Annotated in this window: 21 protein-coding genes, 1 pseudogene and 1 riboswitch; of the genes and pseudogenes, 8 read left to right on the forward strand and 14 right to left on the reverse strand. The window is 64.8% G+C overall.

The genetic code is table 11. From position 1 onward, the window contains the following. Nucleotides 1-11: 11 nt before the first annotated feature. The 3 genes from F6X42_RS14850 to F6X42_RS14860 all read right to left on the reverse strand — a co-directional run bounded on the left by F6X42_RS14850 (nucleotide 12) and on the right by F6X42_RS14860 (nucleotide 3014). Complete coding sequence (locus F6X42_RS14850; RefSeq protein ID WP_187634935.1) at nucleotides 12-872, reverse strand: alpha/beta fold hydrolase; 861 nt, start codon at nucleotides 870-872, stop codon at nucleotides 12-14. 11 nt (nucleotides 873-883) lie between these two features. Further along, nucleotides 884-2473: a benzoate-CoA ligase family protein gene (locus F6X42_RS14855; RefSeq protein WP_187634936.1), complete on the reverse strand. Its 1590-nt coding sequence runs from the start codon at nucleotides 2471-2473 to the stop codon at nucleotides 884-886. 73 nt (nucleotides 2474-2546) lie between these two features. Then, nucleotides 2547-3014, reverse strand: a complete 468-nt coding sequence (locus F6X42_RS14860; protein WP_187634937.1) for a DUF4863 family protein — start codon at nucleotides 3012-3014, stop codon at nucleotides 2547-2549. 176 nt (nucleotides 3015-3190) lie between these two features. Between F6X42_RS14860 and F6X42_RS14865 the strand changes: the two genes are divergently transcribed. From F6X42_RS14865 to F6X42_RS14885, 5 genes are all read left to right on the forward strand, one after another. Then, a complete protein-coding gene (locus F6X42_RS14865) occupies nucleotides 3191-4192 on the forward strand; it encodes a helix-turn-helix transcriptional regulator (RefSeq protein ID WP_187634938.1) in 1002 nt (333 codons plus the stop codon). A gap of 113 nt (nucleotides 4193-4305) precedes the next feature. Then, nucleotides 4306-5985: a 2,3-epoxybenzoyl-CoA dihydrolase gene (boxC, locus tag F6X42_RS14870; protein WP_187634939.1), complete on the forward strand. Its 1680-nt coding sequence runs from the start codon at nucleotides 4306-4308 to the stop codon at nucleotides 5983-5985. A 97-nt stretch (nucleotides 5986-6082) separates the two neighbouring features. After that, nucleotides 6083-7510 carry a benzoyl-CoA 2,3-epoxidase subunit BoxB gene (gene boxB, locus F6X42_RS14875; RefSeq protein ID WP_187634940.1) on the forward strand — a complete coding sequence of 476 codons (1428 nt, stop codon included), beginning with the start codon at nucleotides 6083-6085 and terminating at the stop codon, nucleotides 7508-7510. Between the two features lie 57 nt (nucleotides 7511-7567). Continuing rightward, complete coding sequence (gene boxA / locus F6X42_RS14880; RefSeq protein ID WP_187634941.1) at nucleotides 7568-8806, forward strand: benzoyl-CoA 2,3-epoxidase subunit BoxA; 1239 nt, start codon at nucleotides 7568-7570, stop codon at nucleotides 8804-8806. 146 nt (nucleotides 8807-8952) lie between these two features. Continuing rightward, entirely contained in the window at nucleotides 8953-9732 is a 780-nt protein-coding gene (locus tag F6X42_RS14885) for an amino acid ABC transporter substrate-binding protein (RefSeq protein WP_187634942.1), read from the forward strand. Between the two features lie 128 nt (nucleotides 9733-9860). On the opposite strand, the gene leuA is transcribed toward F6X42_RS14885, so the two are convergent. Together leuA and F6X42_RS14895 are read right to left on the reverse strand one after the other, a co-directional pair. Next, the gene (gene leuA, locus F6X42_RS14890) at nucleotides 9861-11567 is read right to left on the reverse strand and encodes a 2-isopropylmalate synthase (RefSeq protein WP_187634943.1); all 1707 of its coding nucleotides are present in this window, start codon (nucleotides 11565-11567) and stop codon (nucleotides 9861-9863) included. A gap of 335 nt (nucleotides 11568-11902) precedes the next feature. Continuing rightward, the gene (locus F6X42_RS14895; RefSeq protein ID WP_187634944.1) at nucleotides 11903-12529 is read right to left on the reverse strand and encodes a cadmium resistance transporter; all 627 of its coding nucleotides are present in this window, start codon (nucleotides 12527-12529) and stop codon (nucleotides 11903-11905) included. Between the two features lie 206 nt (nucleotides 12530-12735). On the opposite strand from F6X42_RS14895, the gene F6X42_RS14900 reads away from it, so the two are divergent. After that, on the forward strand, nucleotides 12736-13179 hold the full coding sequence (locus F6X42_RS14900) for a hypothetical protein (RefSeq protein WP_187634945.1): 444 nt from the start codon (nucleotides 12736-12738) through the stop codon (nucleotides 13177-13179). A gap of 47 nt (nucleotides 13180-13226) precedes the next feature. On the opposite strand, the pseudogene F6X42_RS14905 reads toward F6X42_RS14900, so the two are convergent. Both F6X42_RS14905 and F6X42_RS14910 read right to left on the reverse strand, forming a co-directional pair. Continuing rightward, nucleotides 13227-14506, reverse strand: a pseudogene (locus tag F6X42_RS14905) (DUF3443 domain-containing protein). A 68-nt stretch (nucleotides 14507-14574) separates the two neighbouring features. Beyond that, nucleotides 14575-15039 (reverse strand): DUF2844 domain-containing protein, encoded by a 465-nt coding sequence (locus F6X42_RS14910; protein ID WP_187634946.1) that lies wholly within the window; start codon nucleotides 15037-15039, stop codon nucleotides 14575-14577. A gap of 350 nt (nucleotides 15040-15389) precedes the next feature. On the opposite strand from F6X42_RS14910, the gene bamC reads away from it, so the two are divergent. Continuing rightward, complete coding sequence (bamC, locus tag F6X42_RS14915) at nucleotides 15390-16622, forward strand: NlpB/DapX family lipoprotein (protein ID WP_187634947.1); 1233 nt, start codon at nucleotides 15390-15392, stop codon at nucleotides 16620-16622. A gap of 97 nt (nucleotides 16623-16719) precedes the next feature. Here bamC and F6X42_RS14920 read toward each other — a convergent pair whose 3' ends face one another. The 6 genes from F6X42_RS14920 to F6X42_RS14945 form a co-directional block, all read right to left on the reverse strand. Then, nucleotides 16720-17646 (reverse strand): DMT family transporter, encoded by a 927-nt coding sequence (locus F6X42_RS14920; protein ID WP_187634948.1) that lies wholly within the window; start codon nucleotides 17644-17646, stop codon nucleotides 16720-16722. 304 nt (nucleotides 17647-17950) lie between these two features. Further along, a complete protein-coding gene (locus F6X42_RS14925) occupies nucleotides 17951-19549 on the reverse strand; it encodes an L-lactate permease (RefSeq protein WP_187634949.1) in 1599 nt (532 codons plus the stop codon). Between the two features lie 293 nt (nucleotides 19550-19842). Further along, nucleotides 19843-20322, reverse strand: a complete 480-nt coding sequence (locus F6X42_RS14930; protein ID WP_187634950.1) for a hypothetical protein — start codon at nucleotides 20320-20322, stop codon at nucleotides 19843-19845. Between the two features lie 133 nt (nucleotides 20323-20455). Then, nucleotides 20456-20680, reverse strand: coding sequence for a YMGG-like glycine zipper-containing protein (locus tag F6X42_RS14935; RefSeq protein WP_187634951.1), 225 nt, complete (start codon nucleotides 20678-20680; stop codon nucleotides 20456-20458). 165 nt (nucleotides 20681-20845) lie between these two features. Then, nucleotides 20846-22777: a phosphomethylpyrimidine synthase ThiC gene (thiC, locus tag F6X42_RS14940; protein ID WP_187634952.1), complete on the reverse strand. Its 1932-nt coding sequence runs from the start codon at nucleotides 22775-22777 to the stop codon at nucleotides 20846-20848. An 89-nt stretch (nucleotides 22778-22866) separates the two neighbouring features. After that, nucleotides 22867-22984: riboswitch (TPP riboswitch) on the reverse strand. A 141-nt stretch (nucleotides 22985-23125) separates the two neighbouring features. Then, the gene (locus F6X42_RS14945) at nucleotides 23126-23527 is read right to left on the reverse strand and encodes a GreA/GreB family elongation factor (protein WP_187634965.1); all 402 of its coding nucleotides are present in this window, start codon (nucleotides 23525-23527) and stop codon (nucleotides 23126-23128) included. Nucleotides 23528-24140: 613 nt separating this feature from the next. On the opposite strand from F6X42_RS14945, the gene F6X42_RS14950 reads away from it, so the two are divergent. After that, a complete protein-coding gene (locus tag F6X42_RS14950) occupies nucleotides 24141-24599 on the forward strand; it encodes a hypothetical protein (RefSeq protein WP_187634953.1) in 459 nt (152 codons plus the stop codon). 42 nt (nucleotides 24600-24641) lie between these two features. On the opposite strand, the gene F6X42_RS14955 is transcribed toward F6X42_RS14950, so the two are convergent. Next, a partial coding sequence (locus F6X42_RS14955) for a transposase (RefSeq protein ID WP_187634954.1) occupies nucleotides 24642-24975 on the reverse strand: 334 nt, incomplete at its 5' end.

The following is a 24975-nucleotide window of genomic DNA, read 5'->3' on the forward strand; positions in this document are numbered from 1 at the left end:
CAGGGTGCCGCTTATCGGTGCGCGCGCACGAACGCCGCGATCGCGTCGTTGAGCGCGGCGGGCGCGTCGCGATGCGGCGAGTGTCCGCATGCGTCGAGCTTGACGAGTTGCGCGTGCGGCACTTGCGCGGCGATCGTGTCGACTTGCGCCATCGTGCCGTAGTTGTCGTCGTGGCCCTGGATCGCGAGCAGCGGTCGACGGATCGGCGCGAGCGCCTCGACGATCGACCACCGCCTGAACTCGGGATCGAGCCAGACATCGTTCCAGCCGTAGAACGCGGAATCGACGTCCGCGTGATAGCGCGCGAGCTTCGCGCGTAAATCGGTAGTTTCGTAAAGCTGTTTTGTTTGGGCGATGCTTTGCACCGAGATGTCTTCAACGAAGACGTGCGGCGCCATCACGACCGCGCCCGCGAGCGCATCGGGAAAGAGCGCCGCGTATAGCAGCGCGATCGACGCGCCGTCGCTATGGCCGATCACCCACATGCGCTGGCGTTGCCGCAGGTCGACATCGAGCGCGTCGAGCAGGGCGGGGAGGATATCGCGCGCCTGCGCGGTCAAGAAATCGACCGGCCATTTGTCGCGAGGCGCACGCGGTGTCGAGAGGCCGTAGCCGGGCCGCGAGTAGACGAGCCCGCGCATGCCGAGACGCTCGCACAACGTCTGCGGCCAGTCGCGCCACATCGCGATCGAGCCGAGACCTTCGTGCAGGAATACCGCGATCGGCGGATCGTCCGCCTGAGCATTCGCGTGCTCGTCGACCCAGCGGTACTCGATGCGCAGCGGCCCATGCGACGCGGTGGCGGGCAGTTCGGCAAAGCTGCTGGCGGCACTCGCGCGGGGAGCAGCAGCGGCGGTAGCTCGGCTCTGCATCAATGAATCACCTATGACTGTTCGCGCAGCTTGAAGCGTTGAATCTTGCCGGTGGCGGTTTTCGGCAGATCGTCGGCGAACACGATATCGCGCGGGTACTTGTGCGGCGCGAGCCGCTCCTTGACGAAGACCTTCAGTTCGTCCGCGAGCACGTCGGACGGCATGAAGTCGCGCTTGAGCACGACGAACGCGCGCGTTTTCACGAGCCCGTCATGATCGACGCCGACCACCGCGGCCTCGAGCACCGCGGGATGCGCGACGAGCACCATCTCGACCTCGACTGGCGACACGTACTGGCCGCTCACTTTCAGCATGTCGTCACTGCGGCCCGCGTAGACATAGCAGCCGTTCGCGAGACGCCGATATTTGTCGCCGCTTCTGATCCATTCGCCGAGAAAGGTCGCGCGCGTTTCCTCGCGATTGCTCCAGTACATCAGCGCCGCGCTCGGCCCCTTGATGAACAGATCGCCGACTTCGCCATCGGGTACCGGCCGCCCCGCTTCGTCGCGCAACTCGACTTCGTAGCCCGGCACGGGGCGCCCGGTCGTGCCGTATTCGACTTCGCCCGCGCGATTCGACAGGAAGATGTGCAGCATTTCCGTCGAGCCGATGCCATCGAGAATCTCGGCGCCGAAGTGCGCGGTGAAGCGTTCGCCGACGTCGCGCGGCAACGCCTCGCCCGCCGACGCGCACACGCGTATCGCGACGTCGGCGCGCGCGGGCAGATTGGGCGACACCAGCATGTTCGCGTACAAGGTCGGGACCCCGTAGAACACGGTCGGACGATGCCGGACGAGGCGCGCGAAGATCGCATCGGCGCTCGGGCGCTCGGCCATCAGGATCGCGGTCGCGCCAACCGACAGCGGAAACGTCAGCGCGTTGCCGAGCCCATACGCAAAGAACAGTTTCGCCGCCGAGAACACCACGTCGCTCTCGACGATGCCGAGCACCGGCTTCGCATACAGTTCGGCGGTCCAGTACAGATTCGCGTGCGTGTGGACGGTGCCTTTCGGCTTGCCGGTCGAGCCCGACGAATAGAGCCAGAACGCGATGTCGTCCGCGTTGCTCGCACAGCCCTTGGCCGCGGGCGCTGCGGCGTCGACCAGCGTTTCGAAGCGAGGCGGGGCAAGCGGCGCCTCGGCGGAGCTGGCAGGCTGCGAGACGATCAGCTGGCAGCCGTCGTCGTCGCTGCTGCACAGCGCGTCCGTCACGTGAGGTAGCAGCGGTTGCGAAACGATGACCGCTCGCGCATGGCTATGCGTCAGCATGTACGTATAGTCGGCGGCGCTCAGCAGGGTATTCGCGACGACCGGTACGATGCCGGCGTACAGCGCACCAAGAAACGCGACCGGCAGCGATACGGTGTCGAGCATCACGAGCAGCACGCGCTCCTCGGGATGCACACCCAGCGCGCGCAGTGCGGTGGCGCAGCGCCGCGCGCGTTGTTCCAGCTCGCCGTAGGTCATCGCGCCGTGGTCGTCGATATAGGCGAGCTTGCTCGCGCGCGCTTCGTTCAACTGGAACAGATGCGTCGCGAAGTTGAACAGCGGGGGCGGCGGCGCGACCGGCTGCGGCGCGCTCGTTTCCTGCAGGGCTTCCATATGTCTCCTCCATCCGTGGGCACGGTCCGGCTGTTGTTTGCTCGTGATCCGCTCGATGCTTGCCAGTCGCTCCTCACGCGCGCGTGAATTCGATCGCCCCTTGCGGCAGCAGATACAGCACCAGCGCCTGGCCGTTCGCGACCGTCGGACGATGCGCCGAGCCGGGGCCGTACACGCACCAGCCGGCTGGGTGGCCGTCGAACGTCGCGCCTGCGGTGAGCGGCATGATCAGATCGATTTCGCCGTGCGGATGGACGTGGTGCGGACCGACAATGTCCTGCATGTCGACGACGTCGACGGAAAAGCCATGCGTGTCGGGCAGCGCGTTGAAGATGCGGCCGTAGCGGATGCCGCCGGCCGCCCGGTTGCACAGCCAGCCTTCGGCGACGCCGTTGCGACAGGCGTTTGCCAGTTCGTCGAAGGTGGGACTGTCGGCGGGCCAGGTGTCGTTCAGCCAGGTCGCGAGCGAATCGTCGAGCGGCCGCCCGGCGAGTTGCCCAGTGACGCCTGCGATCAGGCGCTGGAATTCCTGTGCGGACATGCGAGCCTCCAGAAGCGCTCACGCGTGTTGCGGCGCTGTCTGCGTGACGCCGCCGGAACGCCAGGCGACGCATGACTGTGTTTGTGATTCGATCAGCTTTTGGCGAAAATTAAACCGTTCACCTGATGCGTGTCAAGCACTATAGTACATGTATCGAAGTCACGAGGTCGCAAAACATGAATCAAAAGTACCCTCCCGCACCGTTGGACGAAGCCGCCGACGACGCAGCCCGCGTCGAACGCCCCCAGCGCGCGGGTGAGCGCACGGCCGAACGTGGCGGCGAGCGTGAAGAGCGCGACCCGTTCCTGACCGCGATGGGCGAGCGCGTGCGTCTGCTGCGCGCGCGCCGCGGCATGACGCGCAAGACGCTGGCGGCCGAAACCGGTTTGTCGGAGCGACATCTGGCGAACCTTGAATCGGGCGTCGGGAATGCGTCGGTGCTGGTGCTGCGGCAGCTCGCGATCACGCTGAACTGCCCGCTCGCCGAGGTGATCGGCGATGAGACCACCGCGTCCGCCGAATGGCTATTGATTCGCGAGCTGCTGCAGGGCCGCGACCAGGCGGCGCTGCAACGTGCGCGCATCGCGCTCGCGGAGATGTTCGCGCAGGCGCCGCGCGACCCGCACCGCAACGACCGCATCGCGCTGATCGGCCTGCGTGGCGCCGGCAAGTCGACGCTCGGACGCATGCTCGCGCAGGAGCGCAAGGTGCCGTTCATCGAGCTGACGCGCGTGATCGAACAGCTCGCGGGCTGTCCGCCGTCGGAGATCCATTCGCTGTACGGCGCGAGCGCGTATCGACGTTACGAGCATCGTGCGCTCGAGGCGGTGGTCCATGAGCATTCGCACGCGGTGATCGCGTCGCCGGGAGGGCTCGTGTCGGAATCGGGCACGTTCAACGTGCTGCTGTCGCGCTGCTTCACCGTGTGGCTGCAGGCGACGCCCGACGAGCATATGCGCCGCGTCGTCGCGCAAGGCGATCTGCGGCCGATGTCCGGCAACCGCGAGGCGATGGACGACCTGAAGCGCATCCTCGCCGGGCGCGCCGAGCTATACGGGCGCGCGGACATGACGTTCGACACCAGCGAGAAGACGCTCGCCGATGCCTACCTGCAGTTGCGGGACCGTCTCGCCGCGCGTCTCGCGGCGCAAGCGCCCGACGAAGCGCGCTTGAACTGACGAGGCGCACACGCCAGGGTTTCCCCGTAAAAGGCATTAAAGTGCTTTGCGTGGATAATGACGATGCACTATTGTGCAATCACAGATTGCATCGTCCAGTCAGGAGACGCCCCATGTCCACAGCACCCCCCGCCGTTGCTCAGGCCGCGCCGGTCGACTACCGCACCGATCCGTCGCAGTACCAGCACTGGAAGCTCAGCTTCAACGGTCCGGTCGCGACGCTCGGCCTCGACATCGCCGAGGACGGCGGCATTCGCGACGGCTACAAGCTGAAGCTCAATTCGTATGATCTCGGCGTCGATATCGAGCTGCACGACGCGATTCAGCGCATTCGCTTCGAGCATCCGGAAGTCCGCACGGTGGTGGTGACGAGCCTGAAGGATCGAGTGTTCTGCTCGGGCGCGAATATCTTCATGCTGGGGCTGTCGTCGCACGCATGGAAGGTCAACTTCTGCAAGTTCACGAACGAAACCCGCAACGGGCTGGAAGACGCGTCACGCCATTCGGGTCTGAAGTTTCTCGCCGCGGTGAACGGTGCCTGCGCGGGCGGCGGTTATGAACTCGCGCTCGCCTGCGACGAAATCTATCTGATCGACGATCGTTCCTCTTCGGTGTCGCTGCCGGAAGTGCCGCTGCTCGGCGTGCTGCCCGGCACCGGCGGACTCACGCGCGTGACCGATAAGCGCAAGGTGCGCCACGATCGCGCGGATATCTTCTGCACGGTGGTCGAGGGCGTGCGCGGCGAACGCGCGAAGGCCTGGCGTCTCGTCGACGAAGTCGTGAAGCCGAACCGGTTCGAAGAGGCGATTCAGGCACGCGCGCTCGAACTGGCCGCGCACAGCGATCGTCCAGCCGGAGCGCCAGGCGTCGCGCTCGCGCGCATCGAACGCACGGATCGCGAAGATGGCATCGGCTATCGAACGGTCGACGTCACGATCGATCGCGCGAAACGGGTGGCGACCTTCACCGCGCGCGCGCCGCACACCGAGCAACCGGGCGAACTCGCCGCGATCGTCGCGGCCGGCGCGAACTGGTGGCCGCTGCAATTCGCGCGCGAACTCGACGACGCGATCCTGTCGATGCGCACCAACGCGCTCGACATCGGCACCTGGGTGTTCAAGACCGAAGGCGACGCGCGCCACCTGCTCGCGGTCGACGCGACGCTGCTGCAGCACAAGGATCACTGGTTCGTGCGCGAAACGATCGGCATGCTGCGCCGCACGCTCGCGCGCATCGATGTGTCGTCGCGCTCCGTCTTTACGCTGGTCGAAGCTGGCTCATGCTTTGCCGGTACGTTCGCTGAACTCGCGTTCGCCGCCGATCGCACCTACATGGCCGCGCTGCCCGAGAACGAGGACGAGGAGCCGGCGATCACGCTGACGGAAGTCAACTTCGGTCTGTATCCGATGGTCACGCATCAATCCCGGCTCGCGCGACGCTTCTACGAAGAAGCCGAGCCGCTCGACGCAGTACGCGCGCTGATCGGCCAGCCGGTCAAGGCGCTCGACGCCGAGCGGCTCGGTCTCGTCACCGCGTCGCCGGACGACATCGATTGGGCTGATGAAATCCGCATCGCGCTCGAGGAGCGCGCGGCGATGTCGCCCGATGCATTGACGGGCCTCGAAGCGAATCTGCGCTTCAACGGGCCGGAGACGATGGAGACGCGCATTTTCGGCCGTCTGAGCGCCTGGCAGAACTGGATTTTCAACCGGCCGAACGCAGTGGGCGAGAAAGGTGCGCTCAAGGTGTACGGCAAGGGCAGCAAGGCGCAATTCGATGTGTCGCGCGTGTGAGATGCGCCGCGCTCACTCCGACTGAACGACGCCGCTTGCCGATACGCGCCTCACGCCAGTGCAGCTTTCGAATAGAAACCGTCCCAGGGAACCGACCATGTCCTCGATCAACTACAGCGAAAAGATTCCGAACAACGTCAACCTCGCCGACGACCGCGCGCTGCAGCGCGCGCTCGAGCAATGGCAGCCGAACTTTCTGTCATGGTGGGGCGATATGGGCCCGGAAGGCTCGCACGGCTACGACGTGTATCTGCGTACCGCGGTCAGCGTCGACGCGGGCGGCTGGGCCCACTTCGATTACGTGAAAATGCCGGAGTACCGCTGGGGCATTTTCCTCACGCCGGGCGAGCAGGATCGCAAGATCCACTTCGGCGAGCACAAGGGCGAAGCCGCGTGGCAGGACGTGCCCGGCGAGCATCGCGCGAACCTGCGTCGCATCATCGTTACGCAGGGCGATACGGAGCCGGCTTCGGTTGAGCAGCAGCGTCATCTCGGCTCGACCGCGCCGTCGCTGTACGATCTGCGCAACCTGTTCCAGGTCAACGTCGAGGAGGGCCGTCATCTGTGGGCGATGGTGTATCTGCTGCATCGCTACTTCGGGCGCGACGGCCGGGAGGAAGCCGAAGCATTGCTCGGCCGTCGTTCGGGCGACGAAGACAATCCGCGCATTCTCGGCGCGTTCAACGAGAAAACGCCGGACTGGCTCGCGTTCTACATGTTCACGTACTTCACCGACCGCGACGGCAAGTTCCAGTTGTCGGCGCTCGCGGAGTCGGGCTTCGATCCGCTCGCGCGCACGACGAAGTTCATGCTGACCGAGGAAGCGCATCACATGTTCGTCGGCGAATCGGGCGTGTCGCGCGTGATCCAGCGCAGCGCTCAGGTGATGAACGAGCTCGGCACCGACGATGCCGCGAAGATCCGCGCGGCCGGCGTGATCGATCTGCCGACCATCCAACGCTATCTGAACTTCCATTATTCGGTCACGATCGACCTGTTCGGCGCCGATCATTCGTCGAACGCGGCGACGTTCTATAGCTCGGGTCTGAAGGGCCGCTACGAGGAAGGCAAGCGCGACGACGATCATCGCCTGAACGAGCATGGCTACAAGCTGCTCGACGTGAAGGACGGCAGGCTCGTCGAGCGCGAGGTGCCGATGCTCAACGCGATGAACGAAGTACTGCGCGACGATTACATCAAGGACTCGGTCGCGGGCGTCGGCCGCTGGAACAAGGTGCTCGAGAAGGCCGGCATCGACTTTCGGATGACGGTGCCGCACAAGGCGTTCAACCGGCAGATCGGCACGTTCGCGGGCACGCGGGTGTCGCCCGATGGCCGCGTGCTCAGCGAAGCCGAATGGGCCGCGAACGAAGCGAACTGGCTCGCGACGCCCGCAGACCGCGCGTTCGTCGCGTCGCTGATGGGCCGCGTCGCCGAGCCAGGCAAGTTCGCGAACTGGATCGCGCCGCCCGCGATGGGCGTGAACCGTCAGCCGGTCGATTTCGAATACGTGCGCTTCAACTGAAGCAGGCGACGCACGAAAGGCACGCCGCGCGCGCCGTATTACCAGGAGGAGGAAGTCATGAACGGCCCAGTATCGATCGAAGTCATGCGGCAGCATCTGATCGATCCGGAGATCTGCATTCGCTGCAATACCTGCGAAGAGACTTGTCCGATCGACGCGATCACGCACGACGACAACAACTACGTCGTGAAGGCCGAAGTCTGCAACGGCTGCATGGCCTGCGTGCCGCCGTGCCCGACCGGCGCGATCGACAACTGGCGCACGGTGCTGAAGGCCGACGCGTATTCGATCGACGAGCAGTTCAAGTGGGACGTGCTGCCGGAGCAGAACACGATGGCGGTGCCGGCGGAAGAAGCGGCGGCCGTTTGCGCTTCGGGCGACGCCTCCGCCGAGGCGGACGGCATCGAAGTCGACACCATGCGCGGCGCGGTCGTGCCGCCGTGGTCGGCCGCGAAGCCGTACGTGAATCTCTACACGCACCACGCGCCGACCACCGCGACGGTGGTCGGCAACTACCGGCTCACCGACGGCGCGACATCGAGCGACATCCATCACATCGTGCTCGATTTCGGCTCGATGCCGTTTCCGGTGCTCGAAGGCCAGTCGATCGGCATTCTGCCGCCGGGAGTTGCCGCCGACGGCCGCGTGCATCACGCGCGCCAGTACTCGGTGGCCAGTCCGCGCGACGGCGAGCGGCCCGGCTATAACAACGTGTCGCTGACGGTCAAGCGTGTGTCGCAGCAGCACGGCGACGCAATCGACGGCGTTTGCTCGAACTATTTGTGCGATCTGAAGAAGGGCGACGTGGTCAACGTGATCGGCCCGTTCGGCAGCACCTTCCTGATGCCCAATCATCCGAACTCGCATCTTCTGATGATCTGCACGGGCACCGGTTCCGCGCCGATGCGCGCGATGACCGAGTATCGCCGGCGCAAGCGTCTGAAAGGCGCGACCGGCAAGCTGATGCTGTTCTTCGGCGCGCGCACCCAGCAGGAGCTGCCGTACTTTGGACCGCTGACCAATCTGCCGAAGGATTTCATCGACACGACGCTCGCGTTTTCGCGCACGCCGGGGCAGACGAAGCGCTACGTGCAGGACGCGATGCGTGAACGCGGCTCGGACGTCGCGAACCTGCTGAAGGACGACAACACCTATATCTACGTGTGCGGCCTCAAAGGCATGGAGGACGGCGTGCTGCAGGCGCTCAAGGACATCGGCGAGCAGCATCGGCTCGGTTGGGAAGCGTTGTGGGCGAAGCTGAAGCGCGAAGGGCGCTTGCATCTGGAGACGTACTGAGCGGGCGCCGGCGCGGCCACGCGCGAAGCGCTTTGAAAATCGCGGATGGTTTGCTACAGTCGGCCCACGCAGCCGGCCGCGCGTCGGTATCGCCCGCCAAACGCGGCAGTCCGCGATCTGCGCAGCCACTGAGCCGGAGCCGTCCGATGAAGCCGATTCGTTCACTCGCGATGATCGCGCTGTTGCAGGCCGCACTCGCGCATCCGGCGAGCGCCGACGATCTGGCGAAGATCAAGGCATCGGGCGTGTTCCGGATCGGCACCGAAGGCACTTACGCACCGTTCACCTACCACGACGACGCGGGCAAGCTGACCGGCTTCGACGTCGAACTCGCCAGCGCGATCGCGCAGCGTCTCGGCGTCAGGCCGCAATTCATCGAAAGCAAATGGGACGGGCTGATCGCCGGTCTCGACGTCAATCGTTACGACGCGGTGATCAACGAGGTCGCGATCACCGACGATCGCAAGCTCAAATACGATTACTCGGACCCGTACATCACATCGCATGCGGTGCTGATCGTCGCGTCGGACAATACGACGATCAAATCTTTCGATGACCTGAAGGGCCGGAAATCGGCCAATACGCCGACCAGCAACGTCGGCAGGATCGCGGCGGCGCACGGTGCGCAGGTGATTCCGGCGCTGGGCTTCGACGAATCGATCGATCTGCTCATAGCGGGCCGCGTCGACGCGACCGTCAACGATTCATTGTCGTTTCTCGACTACAGGAAGCGCGAGCCCGACGCGAAGATCAAAGTCGTCGCGGTCGATACGTCGCCTGACAGCAGCGACAAGTCGGCCGTACTGATGCGCAAGGGCAATCCGAAGCTGCGGGTGGCGATCGACGACGCGCTCGCCGGCATCAGAAAAGACGGTACTTATCAGCGCATTTCGCTGAAGTACTTCGGCCGGGACGTGTTTCATTGAACGTCGGCCGACGCTGACGCGGATAAACCGACGTTAAAAAACAAGGGGCGTCGAAGCGCCCCTTGTCTGTTGCCGTCAGCCCGACGAACCTGCGGCGCGCCGCAGGTTCAACGCGGCAGACCGCGGCCTTACACCGTCGCGTCGCTCAGCGCGGCGTCGAAGAAGCGCTGCTGGGCATCCGCGTTCACGCGTGCATAGGCGCGGTTGACACCGCTGATCACCGCGCGAATCGACGCGGTGATCAGGTTCGCATCGACACCGACGCCAAACGCGCTGCCGGCCACATCGGCGCCGGCCATTTCGGCGATTGCGATCGCGCGCGCATCGGCGCCCTGGGTGAGCGCGCGCTCCTCGTAGTGCTGGATGCGCACGGGCACGTCGAAAGCGTGCATCAGCGCGTCGAGCGGGCCGTTGCCGGCGCCGGTCAGCACGCGCGGCGTGCCGTTGATTTCGACGTTGAGCTTGATGTGCTCGCGGCCTTCATGCTCGGACAGGCTGTGGCTGATATAGCGGAGCGGCTCCGCCGTGCGCACGTATTCCTGCTGGAACAGTTCCCAGATCTGCGTGGGCGTGACTTCCTGGCCGCTCTGATCGGTGAAACGTTGCACGGCCGAGCTGAAGTCCACCTGCAGACGGCGCGGCAACACGACGCCGTAGCTCTGCTCGAGCAGATACGCGATACCGCCTTTGCCCGACTGGCTGTTCACGCGAATCACGGAGTCGTAGGTACGGCCGAGGTCGCTCGGATCGATCGGCATGTACGGCACTTCCCAGATCGTGTCCGGCTTCTGCGCGGCGAAGCCCTTCCTGATCGCGTCCTGGTGGGAGCCCGAGAACGCGGTGAAGACCAGATCGCCGACATACGGATGACGCGGATGCACCGGCAACTGCGTGCATTCTTCGGCGGTGCGCGCGACTTCGTTGATGTTCGAGAAATCGAGTTCGGGATCGACGCCCTGCGTGTACAGATTCAACGCGAGCGTGACGAGGTCGACGTTGCCGGTGCGCTCGCCGTTGCCGAACAAGCAACCTTCGACGCGATCCGCGCCCGCCATCACCGCGAGCTCCGCGGCCGCGACGGCCGTGCCGCGGTCGTTATGCGGGTGGACGGAGACGATCAGCGAATCGCGGCGCGCGAGATTGCGGTGCATCCATTCGATCTGGTCCGCGTAGACGTTCGGCGTGGCCATTTCGACGGTGGCCGGCAGATTGACGATCGCCTTGTGCCCGGGCGTCGGTTGCCAGATGTCGAACACCGCGTCGCAGACTTCCTTCGCGAATTCGAGCTCGGTGCCGCTGAACACTTCCGGGCTGTACTGCAGCGTGAAGTGCGTTTGCGGCTGAGCGTCGGCGAGGCGTTTCATCGTGCGCGCGGCCTTCTGCGCGAGTTCGATCACGCCGCTCTTTTCGAGGCCGAACACGATCTTGCGGAATTCCGGCGCGGTCGCGTTGTACAGATGGACGATCGCGCGGGGGGCGCCGCGCAACGATTCGAAAGTACGCTCGATCAGATCGTCGCGCGCCTGCGTGAGCACTTCGATCGTCACGTCGTCGGGAATATGGCCGCCCTCGATCAGCTCGCGCACGAAGTTGAAATCGGTCTGCGACGCCGACGGAAACGCGACTTCGATTTCCTTGAAGCCGATCTGCACCAGCGTCTTGAACATGCGCATTTTGCGCTCGGCGTTCATCGGCTCGAACAGCGCCTGGTTGCCGTCGCGCAGATCGGTGCTCATCCAGATCGGCGCGCGCGTGATGGTGCGCGACGGCCACTGGCGATCCGTCAAATTGATCGGCTTGAACGAACGGTACTTGGTAGCAGGGTTTTTCAACATTTTCATCATCCGGGGGAGAGACCGTGGAACGGGTGTCGACCGGACGACGAAAACGCGATACTGGGCCGCCGGTCGGAAACCGGGGCTGGGTCAGTTACTGGGGATTCAAGCGATGCTTCGGTGTTTCAGAGAGAAGCGGACGCGCGCAGCAGCAGACCTAGCCCGGTAGAGCGGGCTAGTAGTAGCGATAGGGTGGTCTGGGCGCGGTACATAGTGCGCAATGGGACCATATTATTGAGAGTGCGTCAAGGGCCGAGGTGGGATGGGCCGCGACATGCCCGGCTGCAGAAGCGGGCGAACGGCCCGGTCAGTGCCGCGACCCAGCCCCGCGTTGCTCATCCGCCGAACAAAAGCCGCAGCGTATCGTTGTTCACGATCACCGATACGCCTATCGCGAGCAGGATCAGCGGCAGCAGCGCCGAGCCGTACCGCCGGATCGGCGCGCCGAGCAACGGATGATCGACGAGCCATGCCGCGCCCGCGCACCACAGCCCGATCATGACGATGAACACCAGCGAAACGAGCGCGTTCGCGGCAGCCGTATGGCTCGCGTACAGCGGCACGTAGACGGCGAGGTTGTCCGAGCCGTTGGCGATTGCGACGCTTGCGACGGTCCAGCTCGATGAACCGCGAATGGATGTCGGTGCGCTTGGGAGGCTGTCCTCGCCAGCCTCGCCAGGGTTGCGCTGCGCATGGCCGGGACCGAAGCGCTGCCATGCGTTGTGCAAGCCGACGACGATCGGCAGTAAGCCGAGCAGGCCCACATAACCGGCCGGCAGGCGCGTGAGCAAGGCCGCGAGCACGAGCGCCGCGGCGACGAGGATCAATGATCCCGCGTACTGCCCTGCGACCACGCTGCGCCGCTGGGCGCCCGCTTCGGTCAGAAAGCCGAGCAGCACGAACAGGTTGTCGATATTGGTCGCGGCGTAGGCGGCGATCGCGAGCAGGACGAGGCTGAGCATGAAGAAGTCGGGGTCGATACTGGGGGGGAAGTCGCTTCGATTTCGCCGCGCAATGTGGCCAGTCAGGCGGACGATTGCGCCACCGACCGCGCGGCCGGTCAACACGATGCCGATGCGCCGCGTCAAGGTCAAGCGGCCGACAGCCGCGGAGCCGGGCGACGAGGCCGTAAGCTACAATGACCGACGCTTGGAACAACGGAACATCGATGAATATTCGCATCCTCTCCATCGCCTGTATCGCGAGCGCCGCGACGCTGCTGGCCGCCTGCACGATCGTCACCCGCAACTCCAGCGCATGCGAGCAATTGATGCGCAGCAAGCTGGCCGAGGCGTCGTCGGGGGTATCGTCGGGGATGTCGTCGGATACGCTGCGGGTCACGCATCGCGGGGCCGCGATTCGCGGCTCGCGCGTCGTGGTGGAGGGGTCGATCGAACATCCGGTGAGCGCGTCCGAGGTGGCGGCTTCCGCGGCGCTTGTCCCGTCGGCGTCGGACGTCAAGGTGGCCGCGAAGCCGGCCCAGCCGAAGAAGCTCAGCACACCGGCCGCCGCCGAATGCACGTTCCACGGTGAAGAGCTGGACGTATTCCGCTGGCTCGCGCCGGCGAAGCTCGCCACGCCGGCCGCGCAACCGGCTAGCGCGGCCGGCTGAGTTCGCAACCGCGCCACGCGCGTCGCCGCGCATCCACCCGATCGACCTCAGAACGCGTAATACGGCCCCTGGCCGGCCGACGTATTGCGCGCCGCAATCGCCGTGTAAATGCGTTTGCCGTAAAAGAACGGCAAGCCCCAGCCGAAGCCCTGACTCGAATTGCCGGCGAGATTGTCGAACGCGTTGTTCGTTGATGCGAACAGCGTGCTCGAATTGCCAATGTCGAACGACACCGTGCTCGACACGCCATCGACGCCGGTGATCGACGCGTTCGCCGACTGCGTCGAAGTCGGGCAGTACCAGAAGCCGCACAAGGGGAACTGCGTCGAGTGGAAGAAGAGGCCGTTCGAGCCGCTGTCGAGATAGCTCACCGCATAGGTCTGGCCGCCCGAGGCGGTCGTCACATAGCCGGTCGCCGCGTTCGCCTTGAGGACGTTCGTGCTCGTCAGCGTGTTGTTCGACTGGGTGCCGATGCCGAAGATCAGCGAGCCCGACGCGCCGGCCGCACCCGCATCGGCGACGGCCGGCAGGTCGATCACGACGCCGTTGTTGTCGAGCGGGAAGCTGCTGACCGGGTTGGTGACCTGCTGCGCAAGCGGTTGCGCGGTCGCGGCGCAGCCGCTCGTCGAGCAGCTGTAGTACCAGCGCGGCAACGCGGAATTCGAGCAGCCGCTGCCGCAGTCGACCGGGAACAGACCCACGCCGAGAATGCCGTTCGCGTGCAGGCTCGACACCGTCAGCAGCGACGCGCCGGAGTTGGCGCAGTCGATGGGCGCGGCGGGCAGCGCGCGGTATCGGCGATCACCTGGATCGGAATCGATGATGCCTGTTGGCCGGCCATCCGCACGTCCGCGTTGCGCAGCGAGCCCCACGCGTAGCCGCTGCCGAACACCGCGCATTCGGCGCTCACGCCGCTGCCCGCGGCGATGGTCGGCAGCGCCAGGGTCGTCGGCAACGCGGAGGCGAGGATGCGCAGGCCGTTCGAGCCGGTGTCGACCTGGATGTCGTCGATCGTCGCGCAGTTGCTGGTGCCGGCCTGGCAGACGGTGACGCTTGTCGTCAGCATGTTGCGCGTAATGCCGGGCGAGACGCCGACCGTGACCGGCTGCACGTTGGGCGTGGTCGATTGCGGGACGTTCGCGCTCTGCGTGGTGTTCGACGCGCTCGTCGAACCGGTCGACGAGTTCGGCGTGCTCGCGGACGGCGTCGAGCCCGAGCCGGACGAGCCCGACGGGCTGGACGACGAACTGCCGCCTCCGCCGCCGCAGCCGACGAGGGCCGCGCAGACGACGACGAGCAGGGCATGGAAACGCAGGGCGGATTTCATGGCGTGGCGGTCCGACGGATGGAACTCAGGCGTGAAGGGGGTGCGAGCGACGCGTGCGGGCGCACGCGTTACTGGATATCGTCGGCGGTGACGCCGGCGGGTAAAGCCGCCGGCAGCCACGCGCGTCCGACGTAGCCACGCATCGGTCCGCCCGACTCGACGATCACGTCCGGGCGCGTGACCCGCGACGCGTGCAGATTGCCGCTGCCGGCCGCCGCCGAGGCGCCCGTCTTGTACGAGTCGCCGTATTTGCCGAGCAGCGCGTGCAGATCCGGCATCGTCGGTCCTTGCCATGAATAGGCGACGATCAGGCCGGCGCTGGTCGCATATTCGTTGACGGTCGTATTGCCGGCGTCGGTCCATGTGCGCTCGCGCAGTGCGCCATTGAGCAGCGTGCGCGGCGCGCTCGCGCCCGACACCGCCTGGCTCGGCATCGCGCCACCTAATTCGGCATGTGCGCCGACGCTCGCGCAGCACGCGACGACGGCGATCGCCGATGCGATCGCGGATGGATTGAGACGCGACTTGTACATGTGGCCTTCCTCGTTGGCGCCGGATTTTATTGAGACAGATCGTTTAACCTAGCACCGGTTTTTGGTGTTCTTTGCAAACCGCTGCGGACACGGCCGCCCGCGGTCGCAAAAATGAGCCGCATGCAGTCCGGAAGCCCTTATTCGGCAGGCCTCCGGCGAGAACTTGGGAACACTCCCGATGTCAACTCGAAAGCGTTATTGAGTGTTAAATTTACCTCATAAGAAGGTAAATAGCATAACGGGCGATTTGCGGGCAAACCCCAGTTTTTGCACACGCCTCGCCCGGACCGGTAAAATGTTGGGTTGATCCACGGAAACTTGCCGTGGCGTTGCGGAAGGATTCCCCGAACATGACTGATCTTCGTCTCACCAAGCGGTTTGCAGTAATGGTCGTGGCAGGCGGGCTGGTCGCCGGCTGCGGCACCTCGTCGCCGACCAAAATCGACTACAAGAGCGACTCCCGTTCGAAGCAGGTATCGCTTGCCGTACCGCCGAACATGATCGACGAGACGGCCGATCAACGTTCGCTGCCGCCGCAAGGCGGCGAAACCTCGCTGTCCACGCTGAAACAGGTGCAGGCCAAGGCGCCGGCCGGCGACGCGGTCGCGGTCGTGCCGCCCGTGCAGGGCATCCACATCCAGCGCGACGGCACCGAGAGCTGGCTCGTGCTCGACAACAAAACGCCCGATCAGGCCTGGCCGCAAATCCGCCGCTTCTGGCAGGAGCAGGGCTTCCTGCTCGTCGTCGACCAGCGCGACAAGGGCGTGATGGAAACCGACTGGAACGAAACCCACGCGCAGATCAACGACGGCTTTATCCGCAACACGCTGTCTAAGGCGATGGGCAACAGCTACGTGAACTCGGAGCGCAACAAGTACCGCACGCGTCTCGAAGCGGCGCCGAACGGCGGCACCTATGTGTTCGTGAGCCAGAAAGGCATGCGTGAGGCGATCACCGGCACGAACAGCGAATCGACGCAGTGGCAGCCCAAGCCGAACGACCCGGCGCTCGAGCAGGAATATCTGAAGCGTCTGATGGCCTCGCTTGCGCGGGCCGATTCAGGTACCAGCGCGGCTGGCGCGCAGAACGCCGAGCTGTCGCCTGCGGGCACGCAGATCGCGCCGAATGCGGCGACGGCGGGTGCGAAGTCGGCGGCGGCCGCGGTCGCCGCGCAGAATGTCGCGCTGTCGGCCCAGCAGCCGGTGCCGGACGCGGATTCGGCGAACACGTCGGCGCAGATCTCGTCGAGCGAACTCACACTCGGCGAGCCGTATGACCGCGCGTGGCTGCGCGTGGGCCTCGCGCTCGATCGCAGCAACTTCACGGTCGACGACCGCGACGTGAGCCGCGGCCTGTATTTCGTGCGCTATGTCGATCCGAAGGATATGTCGTCGGCCGAGCAGGGCTTCTGGAGCCAGATCTTCCACGGCAAGAAGGAGAAGGTCGCCAAACAATACCGCGTGAACGTGCGCGCGGTGACGCCGAACCAGACCCGCGTAGCCGTGGTAGACGACAAGGGGCAGCTCGACGAAAGCTCGCAGGCCAGGCAGATCATGAGCCTGATGGTCGACCAGTTGCACTGATAAGAGAGCCTTGCGGCCGACGCCGCCGGTTCGACAAAACCGTCCGGAGAAATCCGGGCGGTTTTTTTACGGCCAGGCATTTCGTCGCGACGGGCACTCAGGTATCCGCGCGCCGCGTCCCCACCCACGGCAGGCGCTTGACCACGCCGGTCGCCAACGCGGTGCCGACGAGAATCACCGCGCAACCTTCGAGCATCCCGGGCGACACCGTCTCGCCGAGAAACAACGCGCCCCATAGAATGCCGAAGATCGGAATCACGAAGGTCACGGTGATCGCGCGTGTCGGCCCGCCGACCGCGATCAGGTGGAAGAACAGCATGTACGCGACACCGGTACAGGCGACGCCGAGCGCGATCACCGCGCCCCACGCGCGTAGCGAGATCGACGCGGTGGGCCAGTAGATGATCGCGAGCGGCAGCAGCACGATCGTCGCGCCGATCATCGTGCCGGTCGCGACGGTCAGCGCGTCGACGCCGGTCAGGTGACGCTTCGTGTAGTTGGCGGCGATGCCATAGAGCAGCGTGGCACCGAGCGCGGCGCCGGCCGCGAGCGCGATGGTCAGCGGCGAGGCGGCCGAGCCGGCCGGCGCCGCGATCTGATCCCACACGAGCATCAGCACGCCGAGAAAACCGATCACGAGACCAAGCGTGCGCAACGCGCTGAGCCGGTCGCGCAACCACAGGAAGGCGACCAGCGCGCCCCACAGCGGCGCGCACGCATTGATCACCGACGTGACGCCCGCCGACAGCGTCAGCTCCGCATACGCGAACAGGCAGAACGGTGCCGCCGAATTGAGGACGCCGACCACCAGCAGCGGCAGCGCGCGCTCGCGCAACACCGTGGCGGACTGTTGCAGCGGCCGTCGCGCGATCAGCACGATCGCGAGAAAGAGGGCGCCGATGCCGACGCGCAGCGCCATCAGCGGCGCGACGCCGAAGTCGGTGACGCCGACGCGGATGAACAGGAACGACGCGCCCCACAGGGCGGCGAGGATCAGCAGTTGCAGCAGGTTTCTGGCTTTCATTGGAATGGCGCCGCGCGCAGTTGAGTCGGGACGTCAGCGCATCGTAACAGCGCGATCGCGCAAATCGTTTCATTGCGGGATGAAACGGCAAGATCCGGGAGACGGCCGGGTCCGATGAGGCCGATGGTAAGCGCCGCGAGGACACACGCCAAACGAGCAATTCTCACCGATATGTGAGAAAAAATACGCTCCGGCGGAGCTCCAATGAGGACGGGATTTCAAACGGGATTTCAAACAGCGCCCGCGAGGCGCGGGCGGCCGTGCGAAACAATGTGAATGGCATTGCGCCGTTATCGGTGCGGCCTCAGTGCGGAATCATCCACTGCAGGAAGTTCTGCTGCGCCCAGACGAGCACGCCGAGCAGCACCGTCAGCAGGATCGAATGCTTGAAGGTCCTGGCGAACACGATGCCTTCCTTGCCCTTCAACTCGGTGGTCGCGACGCCGGTCGAAATGTTCTGTGGCGAGATCATCTTGCCCATCACGCCGCCCGACGAGTTGGTCGCCGCCATCAGCACCGGATTCAGGTTGAGCTGATTGGCCGCGACCACCTGCAGATTGCCGAACAGTGCGTTGCCCGACGTATCGCTGCCCGACAGGAACACCGCGACCCAGCCGAGGAACGCCGACACGAGCGGAAACAGCGGCCCGACCGACGCAACGCCGAGACCGAGCGTGTAGTTGAGTCCCGAGTAGTTCATCAGATACGCGAGGCCGACGATCGTTGCCACGGTCAGAATGGCGATGCGCGTCTGCACCCACGTATCGGAGATCGACTTGCCGAACTCGGCGGGCGAGAGCCGCACGACGAACGCGGTGATGAGCGCCGCGACGAGGATGGCGGTGCCGGTCGCGAGCGGCTGGAAGTCCCAGATCGCGCCGTACGGCGTGTTGTACAGCGTGATGAACACGGCCTTGTCGAGACCCGGCCACGGCACCTTGATGTCGCCGATCGTGAAGATCCTCGCGAGCGTCCAGATGATCACGACGACCGACACGATGATCCACGGATACCAGCCTTGCACGCCGCCGATCTTGCCGCGCACGTCGTTGATGCGATCGACGTTGATCGCGAATTTCGGATCGGCGGCGGGCTTCCAGACGCGCAGGAACGCGACCGTGAGAATCAGCGAAATCAGCGAAGACAGCACGTCGGTCAGACTGTAGTTCACGAAGTTCGACACGACGAACTGGGTCAGCGCGAAACTCACGCCCGACACCAGCAGCACCGGCCAGATCCGCAGCATGTTGCGAAAGCCCGCGTACACGCCGATCACATAGAAGGGCAGCAGGACCGCAAAGAAAGGCAATTGACGCCCGACCATTTTCGCGAGCGTGTCGGACGGCAGATGCGTGACCGCGCCGAGCACCGTGATCGGTACACCGAGCGCGCCGAACGCGACCGGCGCGGTGTTGAAGATCAGTGAGAAGGTCAGCGCTTCGAGCGTTGGAAAGCCGAGCATGATCAGCAGCGAACTCGTGATCGCGACCGGCGTGCCGAATCCGGAAATGCCCTCGAGCAGCGCGCCGAACGAAAAGCCGACCACGACGAGCACGATGCGCCGGTCGTTCGGCAGGTTGTCGATCATCCACAGGCGGAAGGCCGCGAAGCGCCCCGAGCGCTGCGCGATGTTGTACAGCAGGATCGCGGTAAACACGATCCACATCACCGGCCAGCACGCGAACACGACGCCGGCCGCGACCGAATTGAGCGCGAGCCCGAGCGGAAACTGCCAGACGAAAATCGCCACGATCAAACCGATGATCAGTCCCGCGAGCGACGCTTGCCACGCGGGTCTGCGCGCCCAGCCGAGCAGCGCGAGCACCGCGATGATCGGCAGCGCCGCGACGATGAACGACGGAAAAAGCGAATTGCCAACCGGAGTGAGTAGCTGATGAAACATCACGTCTCCTTCGTTGTTGTGTAATTCGACGCGGGGGACTGCGCATGACGGCGCGTCGCTGGCACGGCGGACGCTCGCAAGTGGCCTCGGCAAAGCGGCGTCGCCTGAGTTAAGCGGGTGCTGCGCGAAGCTTTCCAAGCATAGGGCGCCATACCGGCGCGTCAAGCCGGGAAAGTACGGGCGGGGTGGGCGCGCTGGCAGGCGAAGCGCGCGGAAAAACGGCTTACGAAGAAATGCGCGTGCCGGCAACTGCAGTGCCGGCGCGAGCACGCTTCACGACGACAGAGGACGCGTCAATGCCGGTGTCCGCCCCAATGACCGCCCCAGTGCCCGCCCCAATAACCGCCGACGCCGATCGCGATCGACGGTCCGTAATAGGCGGGGTAGCCGTAGTAAGCGGGGTAAGGATAAACCGGCGGCGGATAGTAGGCGGGATAGACCGGTGGTGCCGCATACACGGGCGGGGACACCGCATAAGCGGGCGGCTGATCCTGCGGCGCGACTTGCATTTGCGGCTGGGCTTGAGCTGCCTGCTGTGGATCGACCGCCGGTGCGGTTTGGTCGGCTGCGGTCGCGGGCGCGGTCGAGTAGTACGACGGGTAATAGGCGGCGGGATAGTAGCCGACGGGGTAATAACAGCCTGCCAAAAAGAGGCTCGACGCGAGCGTTGAAATTGCGGCGGCGGACCGCGCGAACCTCGCGGAACGAGGGGACGAAGCGCGTGGCGTCGAGAGGCGCACCGCGCAAAGATGGATGACGATGCGGGACTTCATGGCGCGCTCCCGGATGAACCGACGCCGCTTCGCGCGACATCGTTGTGAGGAGCTTACGCTCTTGCCGCGGCAAGCTGTGGCAAAACCGCAACCGCATATTTCAGTCTGTTTCCACGCTCACCGGACGTAACGCTCACTTGCCGACCTGATTACCGATGACACCGCCGACCGCGGCGCCGCCCAGCGTCGACCAGCCATTGCCGCCGATCGCCGCGCCAGCGGCGCCGCCGACGCCCGCGCCGATCGCGGTGTCGCGTGTACGCGGGGACATGTCGCCGCATGCCGCGAGGCCCGCGACCAGTGAAATGGCGGTTGCGACCGTGCCAAGACAAGTACCGAGTTGACGGATCGAATTCATGATGCTGCCTCCGTTCGTTGTTGGAAACGGGTGTCTCTTTCTCCCAGCACGCAACGTGCCTGCTCGATCCGGCGGAATAAAAAAAGCCCGCCATGTGGGCGGGCTTCGATACGGCTGCGCGGGCTCGCGCGAATCACGCAAGCCGCTTATTCGCACTATTCGCGCTTATTGCCGCTGATAAATCTCAGCGCCTTGCCTGATGAATTCGATGGACTTCACTTCCATGCCTTTCCTGAGCGCTTCGTCGTCGGTCACGCCTTGCTGCGCGGCGAACTCGCGCACGTCCTGGGTGATCTTCATCGAGCAGAAGTGCGGGCCGCACATCGAGCAGAAATGCGCGACCTTGGCCGAATCCTTCGGCAACGTTTCGTCGTGGAATTCGCGCGCCTTGTCCGGGTCGAGACCGAGATTGAACTGATCTTCCCAGCGGAATTCGAAGCGTGCCTTCGACAGAGCGTTGTCCCGCACTTGCGAGCCCGGATGACCCTTCGCGAGGTCCGCGGCATGCGCGGCGAGCTTGTACGTGATGATGCCGGTCTTCACGTCGTCCTTGTTCGGCAGACCGAGGTGTTCCTTCGGCGTCACGTAGCACAGCATCGCGGTGCCGAACCAGCCGATCATCGCAGCGCCAATGCCCGACGTGATGTGGTCGTAGCCCGGCGCGATGTCGGTGGTCAGCGGCCCGAGCGTGTAGAACGGTGCTTCGTCGCACCAGTCGAGTTGCAGGTCCATGTTCTCCTTGATCAACTGCATCGGCACATGGCCCGGACCTTCGATCATCACCTGCACGTCGTGCTTCCACGCGATCTGCGTGAGCTCGCCGAGCGTCTTCAGCTCGCCCAGTTGCGCTTCATCGTTCGCGTCGTAGATCGAGCCCGGGCGCAGGCCGTCGCCGAGCGAGAAGGCCACGTCGTACGCCTTCATGATTTCGCAGATATCTTCGAAATGCTCGTACAGGAAGCTTTCCTTGTGATGCGCGAGACACCACTTCGCCATGATCGAGCCGCCGCGCGACACGATGCCGGTCATCCGGTTCGCCGTGAGCGGCACGTATTGCAGACGCACACCCGCGTGGATCGTGAAGTAGTCGACCCCTTGCTCGGCCTGCTCGATCAGCGTGTCGCGGAAGATTTCCCACGTCAGATCTTCAGCCTTGCCGTTGACCTTTTCGAGCGCCTGATAAATCGGCACCGTGCCGATCGGCACCGGGCTGTTGCGGATGATCCATTCGCGCGTTTCATGAATGTGCTTGCCGGTCGACAGATCCATCACCGTGTCGCCGCCCCAGCGGATCGCCCACGTCATCTTGTCGACTTCCTCGCCAATCGACGACGTCACCGCCGAGTTGCCGATGTTCGCATTGACCTTCACGAGGAAGTTGCGGCCGATGATCATCGGCTCGCTTTCCGGGTGATTGATGTTGTTCGGGATGATCGCCCGGCCGCGCGCGATCTCCTCGCGCACGAACTCCGCGGTGATTTCGGTGAGGCCGTTCGGACCGAACGCGCTCGCGCCGAATGCCTGTCCAGGGTGCTGGCGGCCCATCATCGCGGCGAGCTTCGCGCCGTTCGGGCCGCTCGTCTTCAGGCTCTCCAGATACTCGGCGCGGCGCTGGTTTTCGCGAATCGCGATGTATTCCATTTCCGGCGTGACGATGCCTTGTTTCGCGTAGTGCATCTGCGTCACGTTCGCGCCGGCGATCGCGCGGCGCGGCGTGCGATGCAGTCCCGGAAAACGCAGCTGCGCGGTGGCCGGATCGGCGGCGCGCTCGCGGCTGAAGCTGCTCGACAGACCGCTCAGCGGCTCGGTATCGCCGCGCTCCTCGATCCACGCCTGACGCAGCGCGGGCAAGCCCGCGCGGATGTCGATCTTCGCGTCCGGGTCGGAGTACGGGCCCGACGTGTCGTACACGTAGATCGGCGGATTCTTTTCGCCGCCGAAGCTGTCGGGCGTGTCGGCCTGCGAGATTTCGCGCATCGGCACGCGGATGTCCGGGCGCGAGCCGCTCACGTAGACCTTGCGCGAATTCGGCAACGGCGCGACGGCCGCCTCGTCCACGTGGGCTTCGGCGGAAATAAACTTCGGATTGGCGTTCATGTAAGTCTCCGTACAAAGTGGGGCGGCTAAGCAGGAGACTGAGATGGAAGTGGTCGGAAATCGCGCAGAGGTGAGGCCGTCGAGGCTGGGTGCGAAATCCGTACGCTTCCCTGCGCTGGCATTATCCAGATCAGGTTCAAAGGGTATTTCTCACCCACGCAACACGGACCTCCAGCTCCGCGCTACGCAGGACCCCCGCGTTAGCAGCGCACACGATACACCGCCCGCGCACGGTTTGGCAACCTGTCCGAATGGATCAAAAGATTGATCCAGACGACGTCACACGCCCCTTATTCTTAATTTGAGAACGCATCGGACAGGGCAACTTACAGTGGCAGAACAGCCGGCTTACAGCGAAAAATCGTCGGCGGCTTCGGGCTGATACAGGATCTTGTGGAGCTTGAGCACTTTCTGATCGCCGCTGGGTGGCGTGAAGCGGATGCTCTCGCCGCGGCGCGCGCCGAGCAGCGCGAGGCCTGCCGGCGAGAACACGTTCAGGCGTCCTTGCGCGAAATCCGCGTTCGGCGGATAGACGACGGTCCACGTCATCTGCTCGCCGCTCGCCGTGTCGATCAGCGTCGCTTGCGAGTTCATCGTGACGACGTCGGCGGGGATGTCGTGCGAGTCGACGATCACCGCGCGTTCGAGCACGTCGTCGAGCATGTGCTGCAGCTTGGCGTCGGCGGCCGCGAGTTTCTCGAGGCGGGTCACGTCGAGTTCGGTCAGATAGCAGGTTTTGATCTTCTTCATCATCAGAACTCCAGATAAGACCGGTGAAGAAAGGCCGCATGCAACGACCCAACCGGGGTGGTTGGCGGATCAGTGAGCGAATGGGAAAGCCCGGAGCCCGGCGACGCGGCCCTGGGTGTCAGCGGGCTACATCAGCGAGGGCGCCGGGCGGCGTGAAGCGGGAGCGTTGGGGACGTCTCGCCGGCGCTGTGCGGGGCGCCGCTCGCGCGCGCGCAGCCGCCTGCGCGGCGTGGGCGCAAGCGGGCGAGAGCACGAAAAGTCGGACGGCGCAGAGAAGTCACGGGCAAAACAACCAGGTGTCGACGGAAGAGCGAATCGGAGGTGTCGCGGAGGTGTCGCGCGACAAAACCGGAGGTCGCGCGGCAGCAGCGAGACGAAAGGTTCATGTTAGCACGCTGTCTCGCGCACTTCTGTTCGCGGCGTCGCGCACCATCGATTTGTCGTTTTTGCGCGGTGCCAGATGAAAGTGACGGGGTCCGCATTGCGTTCAAGCCAGTCGGAAGATTGCCGTTAAAGAAAGTGCAGCGAAGGCCGCGCTCCGGCGAAGCGATTCGCGGGATGGCGCATGAAGGGCGCGAGGCGACTCGCGCCGGTTGACCGGAGTGAGGTGCACATGAAAGCGGAAAGAAGGCGGTGGCGAACGGTCGGTCGCACGATCGCGGTGGCGGCGTTGCTCGCCGCGCCGCTGGCGGCGCCGGCGGCATCGACGGTGACGGGCGGGGTGATCCGCTTCGTAGGCAGGATCGTCGCGCCGCAGATGCAGTTCAGCATGGATACGGCGCCCACGGGCGTCGCTGTCGATAGCGTGAGCGTGGCGGGAGAGCGCTTCTCGCGCACGGTGACGTTCAGCGCGCCACCGGGTGTCGTCAGCGGGGCCGACGTCGCGCTCGAAGTGAACGGCAACACGCAGTCGCGCGATCGGGTGGCGGCGCGTTTCGTCGATGCCACCGGGCACGTCACGACGGCCCGCGACGGCCACTACGCGGTCGGTCGCGCGGGCGGGCTGCTGTCGCTGAACGCGCAGCGTACTAATATCGACACGCGCGTCACGGTGGTGGTCAGTTACGACTGAGTCGCCGGGGGTGTCCGGAATTTTGTGTAAACGGGTTGAGGTTTAACCCGGCACTAGCCGCTCTTCGAACTGGATTGTGAAGCGGTTCAGGGCCGCTTTCCAGTCGCGGATAGGCATCGTCCACTTCTTGCTGATGTTGTTCAGCGCCAGGTAAAACAGCTTGGTCACGGCCTCATCGGTCGGAAACGAGCTGCGGGTCTTGATTACTTTGCGCAGACTCATGTTGATCGATTCTATGGCATTCGTGGTGTAAATCACCTTCCTGATTTCCGGCGGGTAATCGAAGAACGGAATCACGCGTGCCCAGTTGCGCCGCCAGCTCTGCCCGATGGAAGGGTAGTCCTTGTCCCACCTGGCCTCGAAGACGCCGAGCATC

Source organism: Paraburkholderia podalyriae (assembly GCF_014397785.1).
GTDB classification, from domain to species: Bacteria; Pseudomonadota; Gammaproteobacteria; order Burkholderiales; family Burkholderiaceae; genus Paraburkholderia; species Paraburkholderia podalyriae.

Excerpts from the sequence above, each read along its gene's own strand:
- F6X42_RS14925 (WP_187634949.1), bottom strand. The coding sequence starts at position 19,549 with ATGTTTCATCAGCTACTCACTCCGGTTGGCAATTCGCTTTTTCCGTCG.
- F6X42_RS14920 (WP_187634948.1), bottom strand. The coding sequence starts at position 17,646 with ATGAAAGCCAGAAACCTGCTGCAACTGCTGATCCTCGCCGCCCTGTGG.
- F6X42_RS14900 (WP_187634945.1), top strand. The coding sequence starts at position 12,736 with ATGAATATTCGCATCCTCTCCATCGCCTGTATCGCGAGCGCCGCGACG.
- F6X42_RS14935 (WP_187634951.1), bottom strand. The coding sequence starts at position 20,680 with ATGAATTCGATCCGTCAACTCGGTACTTGTCTTGGCACGGTCGCAACC.
- F6X42_RS14910 (WP_187634946.1), bottom strand. The coding sequence starts at position 15,039 with ATGTACAAGTCGCGTCTCAATCCATCCGCGATCGCATCGGCGATCGCC.
- F6X42_RS14865 (WP_187634938.1), top strand. The coding sequence starts at position 3,191 with ATGAATCAAAAGTACCCTCCCGCACCGTTGGACGAAGCCGCCGACGAC.
- F6X42_RS14950 (WP_187634953.1), top strand. The coding sequence starts at position 24,141 with ATGAAAGCGGAAAGAAGGCGGTGGCGAACGGTCGGTCGCACGATCGCG.
- F6X42_RS14860 (WP_187634937.1), bottom strand. The coding sequence starts at position 3,014 with ATGTCCGCACAGGAATTCCAGCGCCTGATCGCAGGCGTCACTGGGCAA.
- F6X42_RS14930 (WP_187634950.1), bottom strand. The coding sequence starts at position 20,322 with ATGAAGTCCCGCATCGTCATCCATCTTTGCGCGGTGCGCCTCTCGACG.
- boxC (WP_187634939.1), top strand. The coding sequence starts at position 4,306 with ATGTCCACAGCACCCCCCGCCGTTGCTCAGGCCGCGCCGGTCGACTAC.
- bamC (WP_187634947.1), top strand. The coding sequence starts at position 15,390 with ATGACTGATCTTCGTCTCACCAAGCGGTTTGCAGTAATGGTCGTGGCA.
- F6X42_RS14885 (WP_187634942.1), top strand. The coding sequence starts at position 8,953 with ATGAAGCCGATTCGTTCACTCGCGATGATCGCGCTGTTGCAGGCCGCA.
- F6X42_RS14895 (WP_187634944.1), bottom strand. The coding sequence starts at position 12,529 with ATGCTCAGCCTCGTCCTGCTCGCGATCGCCGCCTACGCCGCGACCAAT.
- boxA (WP_187634941.1), top strand. The coding sequence starts at position 7,568 with ATGAACGGCCCAGTATCGATCGAAGTCATGCGGCAGCATCTGATCGAT.
- F6X42_RS14850 (WP_187634935.1), bottom strand. The coding sequence starts at position 872 with ATGCAGAGCCGAGCTACCGCCGCTGCTGCTCCCCGCGCGAGTGCCGCC.
- boxB (WP_187634940.1), top strand. The coding sequence starts at position 6,083 with ATGTCCTCGATCAACTACAGCGAAAAGATTCCGAACAACGTCAACCTC.
- F6X42_RS14855 (WP_187634936.1), bottom strand. The coding sequence starts at position 2,473 with ATGGAAGCCCTGCAGGAAACGAGCGCGCCGCAGCCGGTCGCGCCGCCG.
- F6X42_RS14945 (WP_187634965.1), bottom strand. The coding sequence starts at position 23,527 with ATGAAGAAGATCAAAACCTGCTATCTGACCGAACTCGACGTGACCCGC.
- leuA (WP_187634943.1), bottom strand. The coding sequence starts at position 11,567 with ATGTTGAAAAACCCTGCTACCAAGTACCGTTCGTTCAAGCCGATCAAT.
- thiC (WP_187634952.1), bottom strand. The coding sequence starts at position 22,777 with ATGAACGCCAATCCGAAGTTTATTTCCGCCGAAGCCCACGTGGACGAG.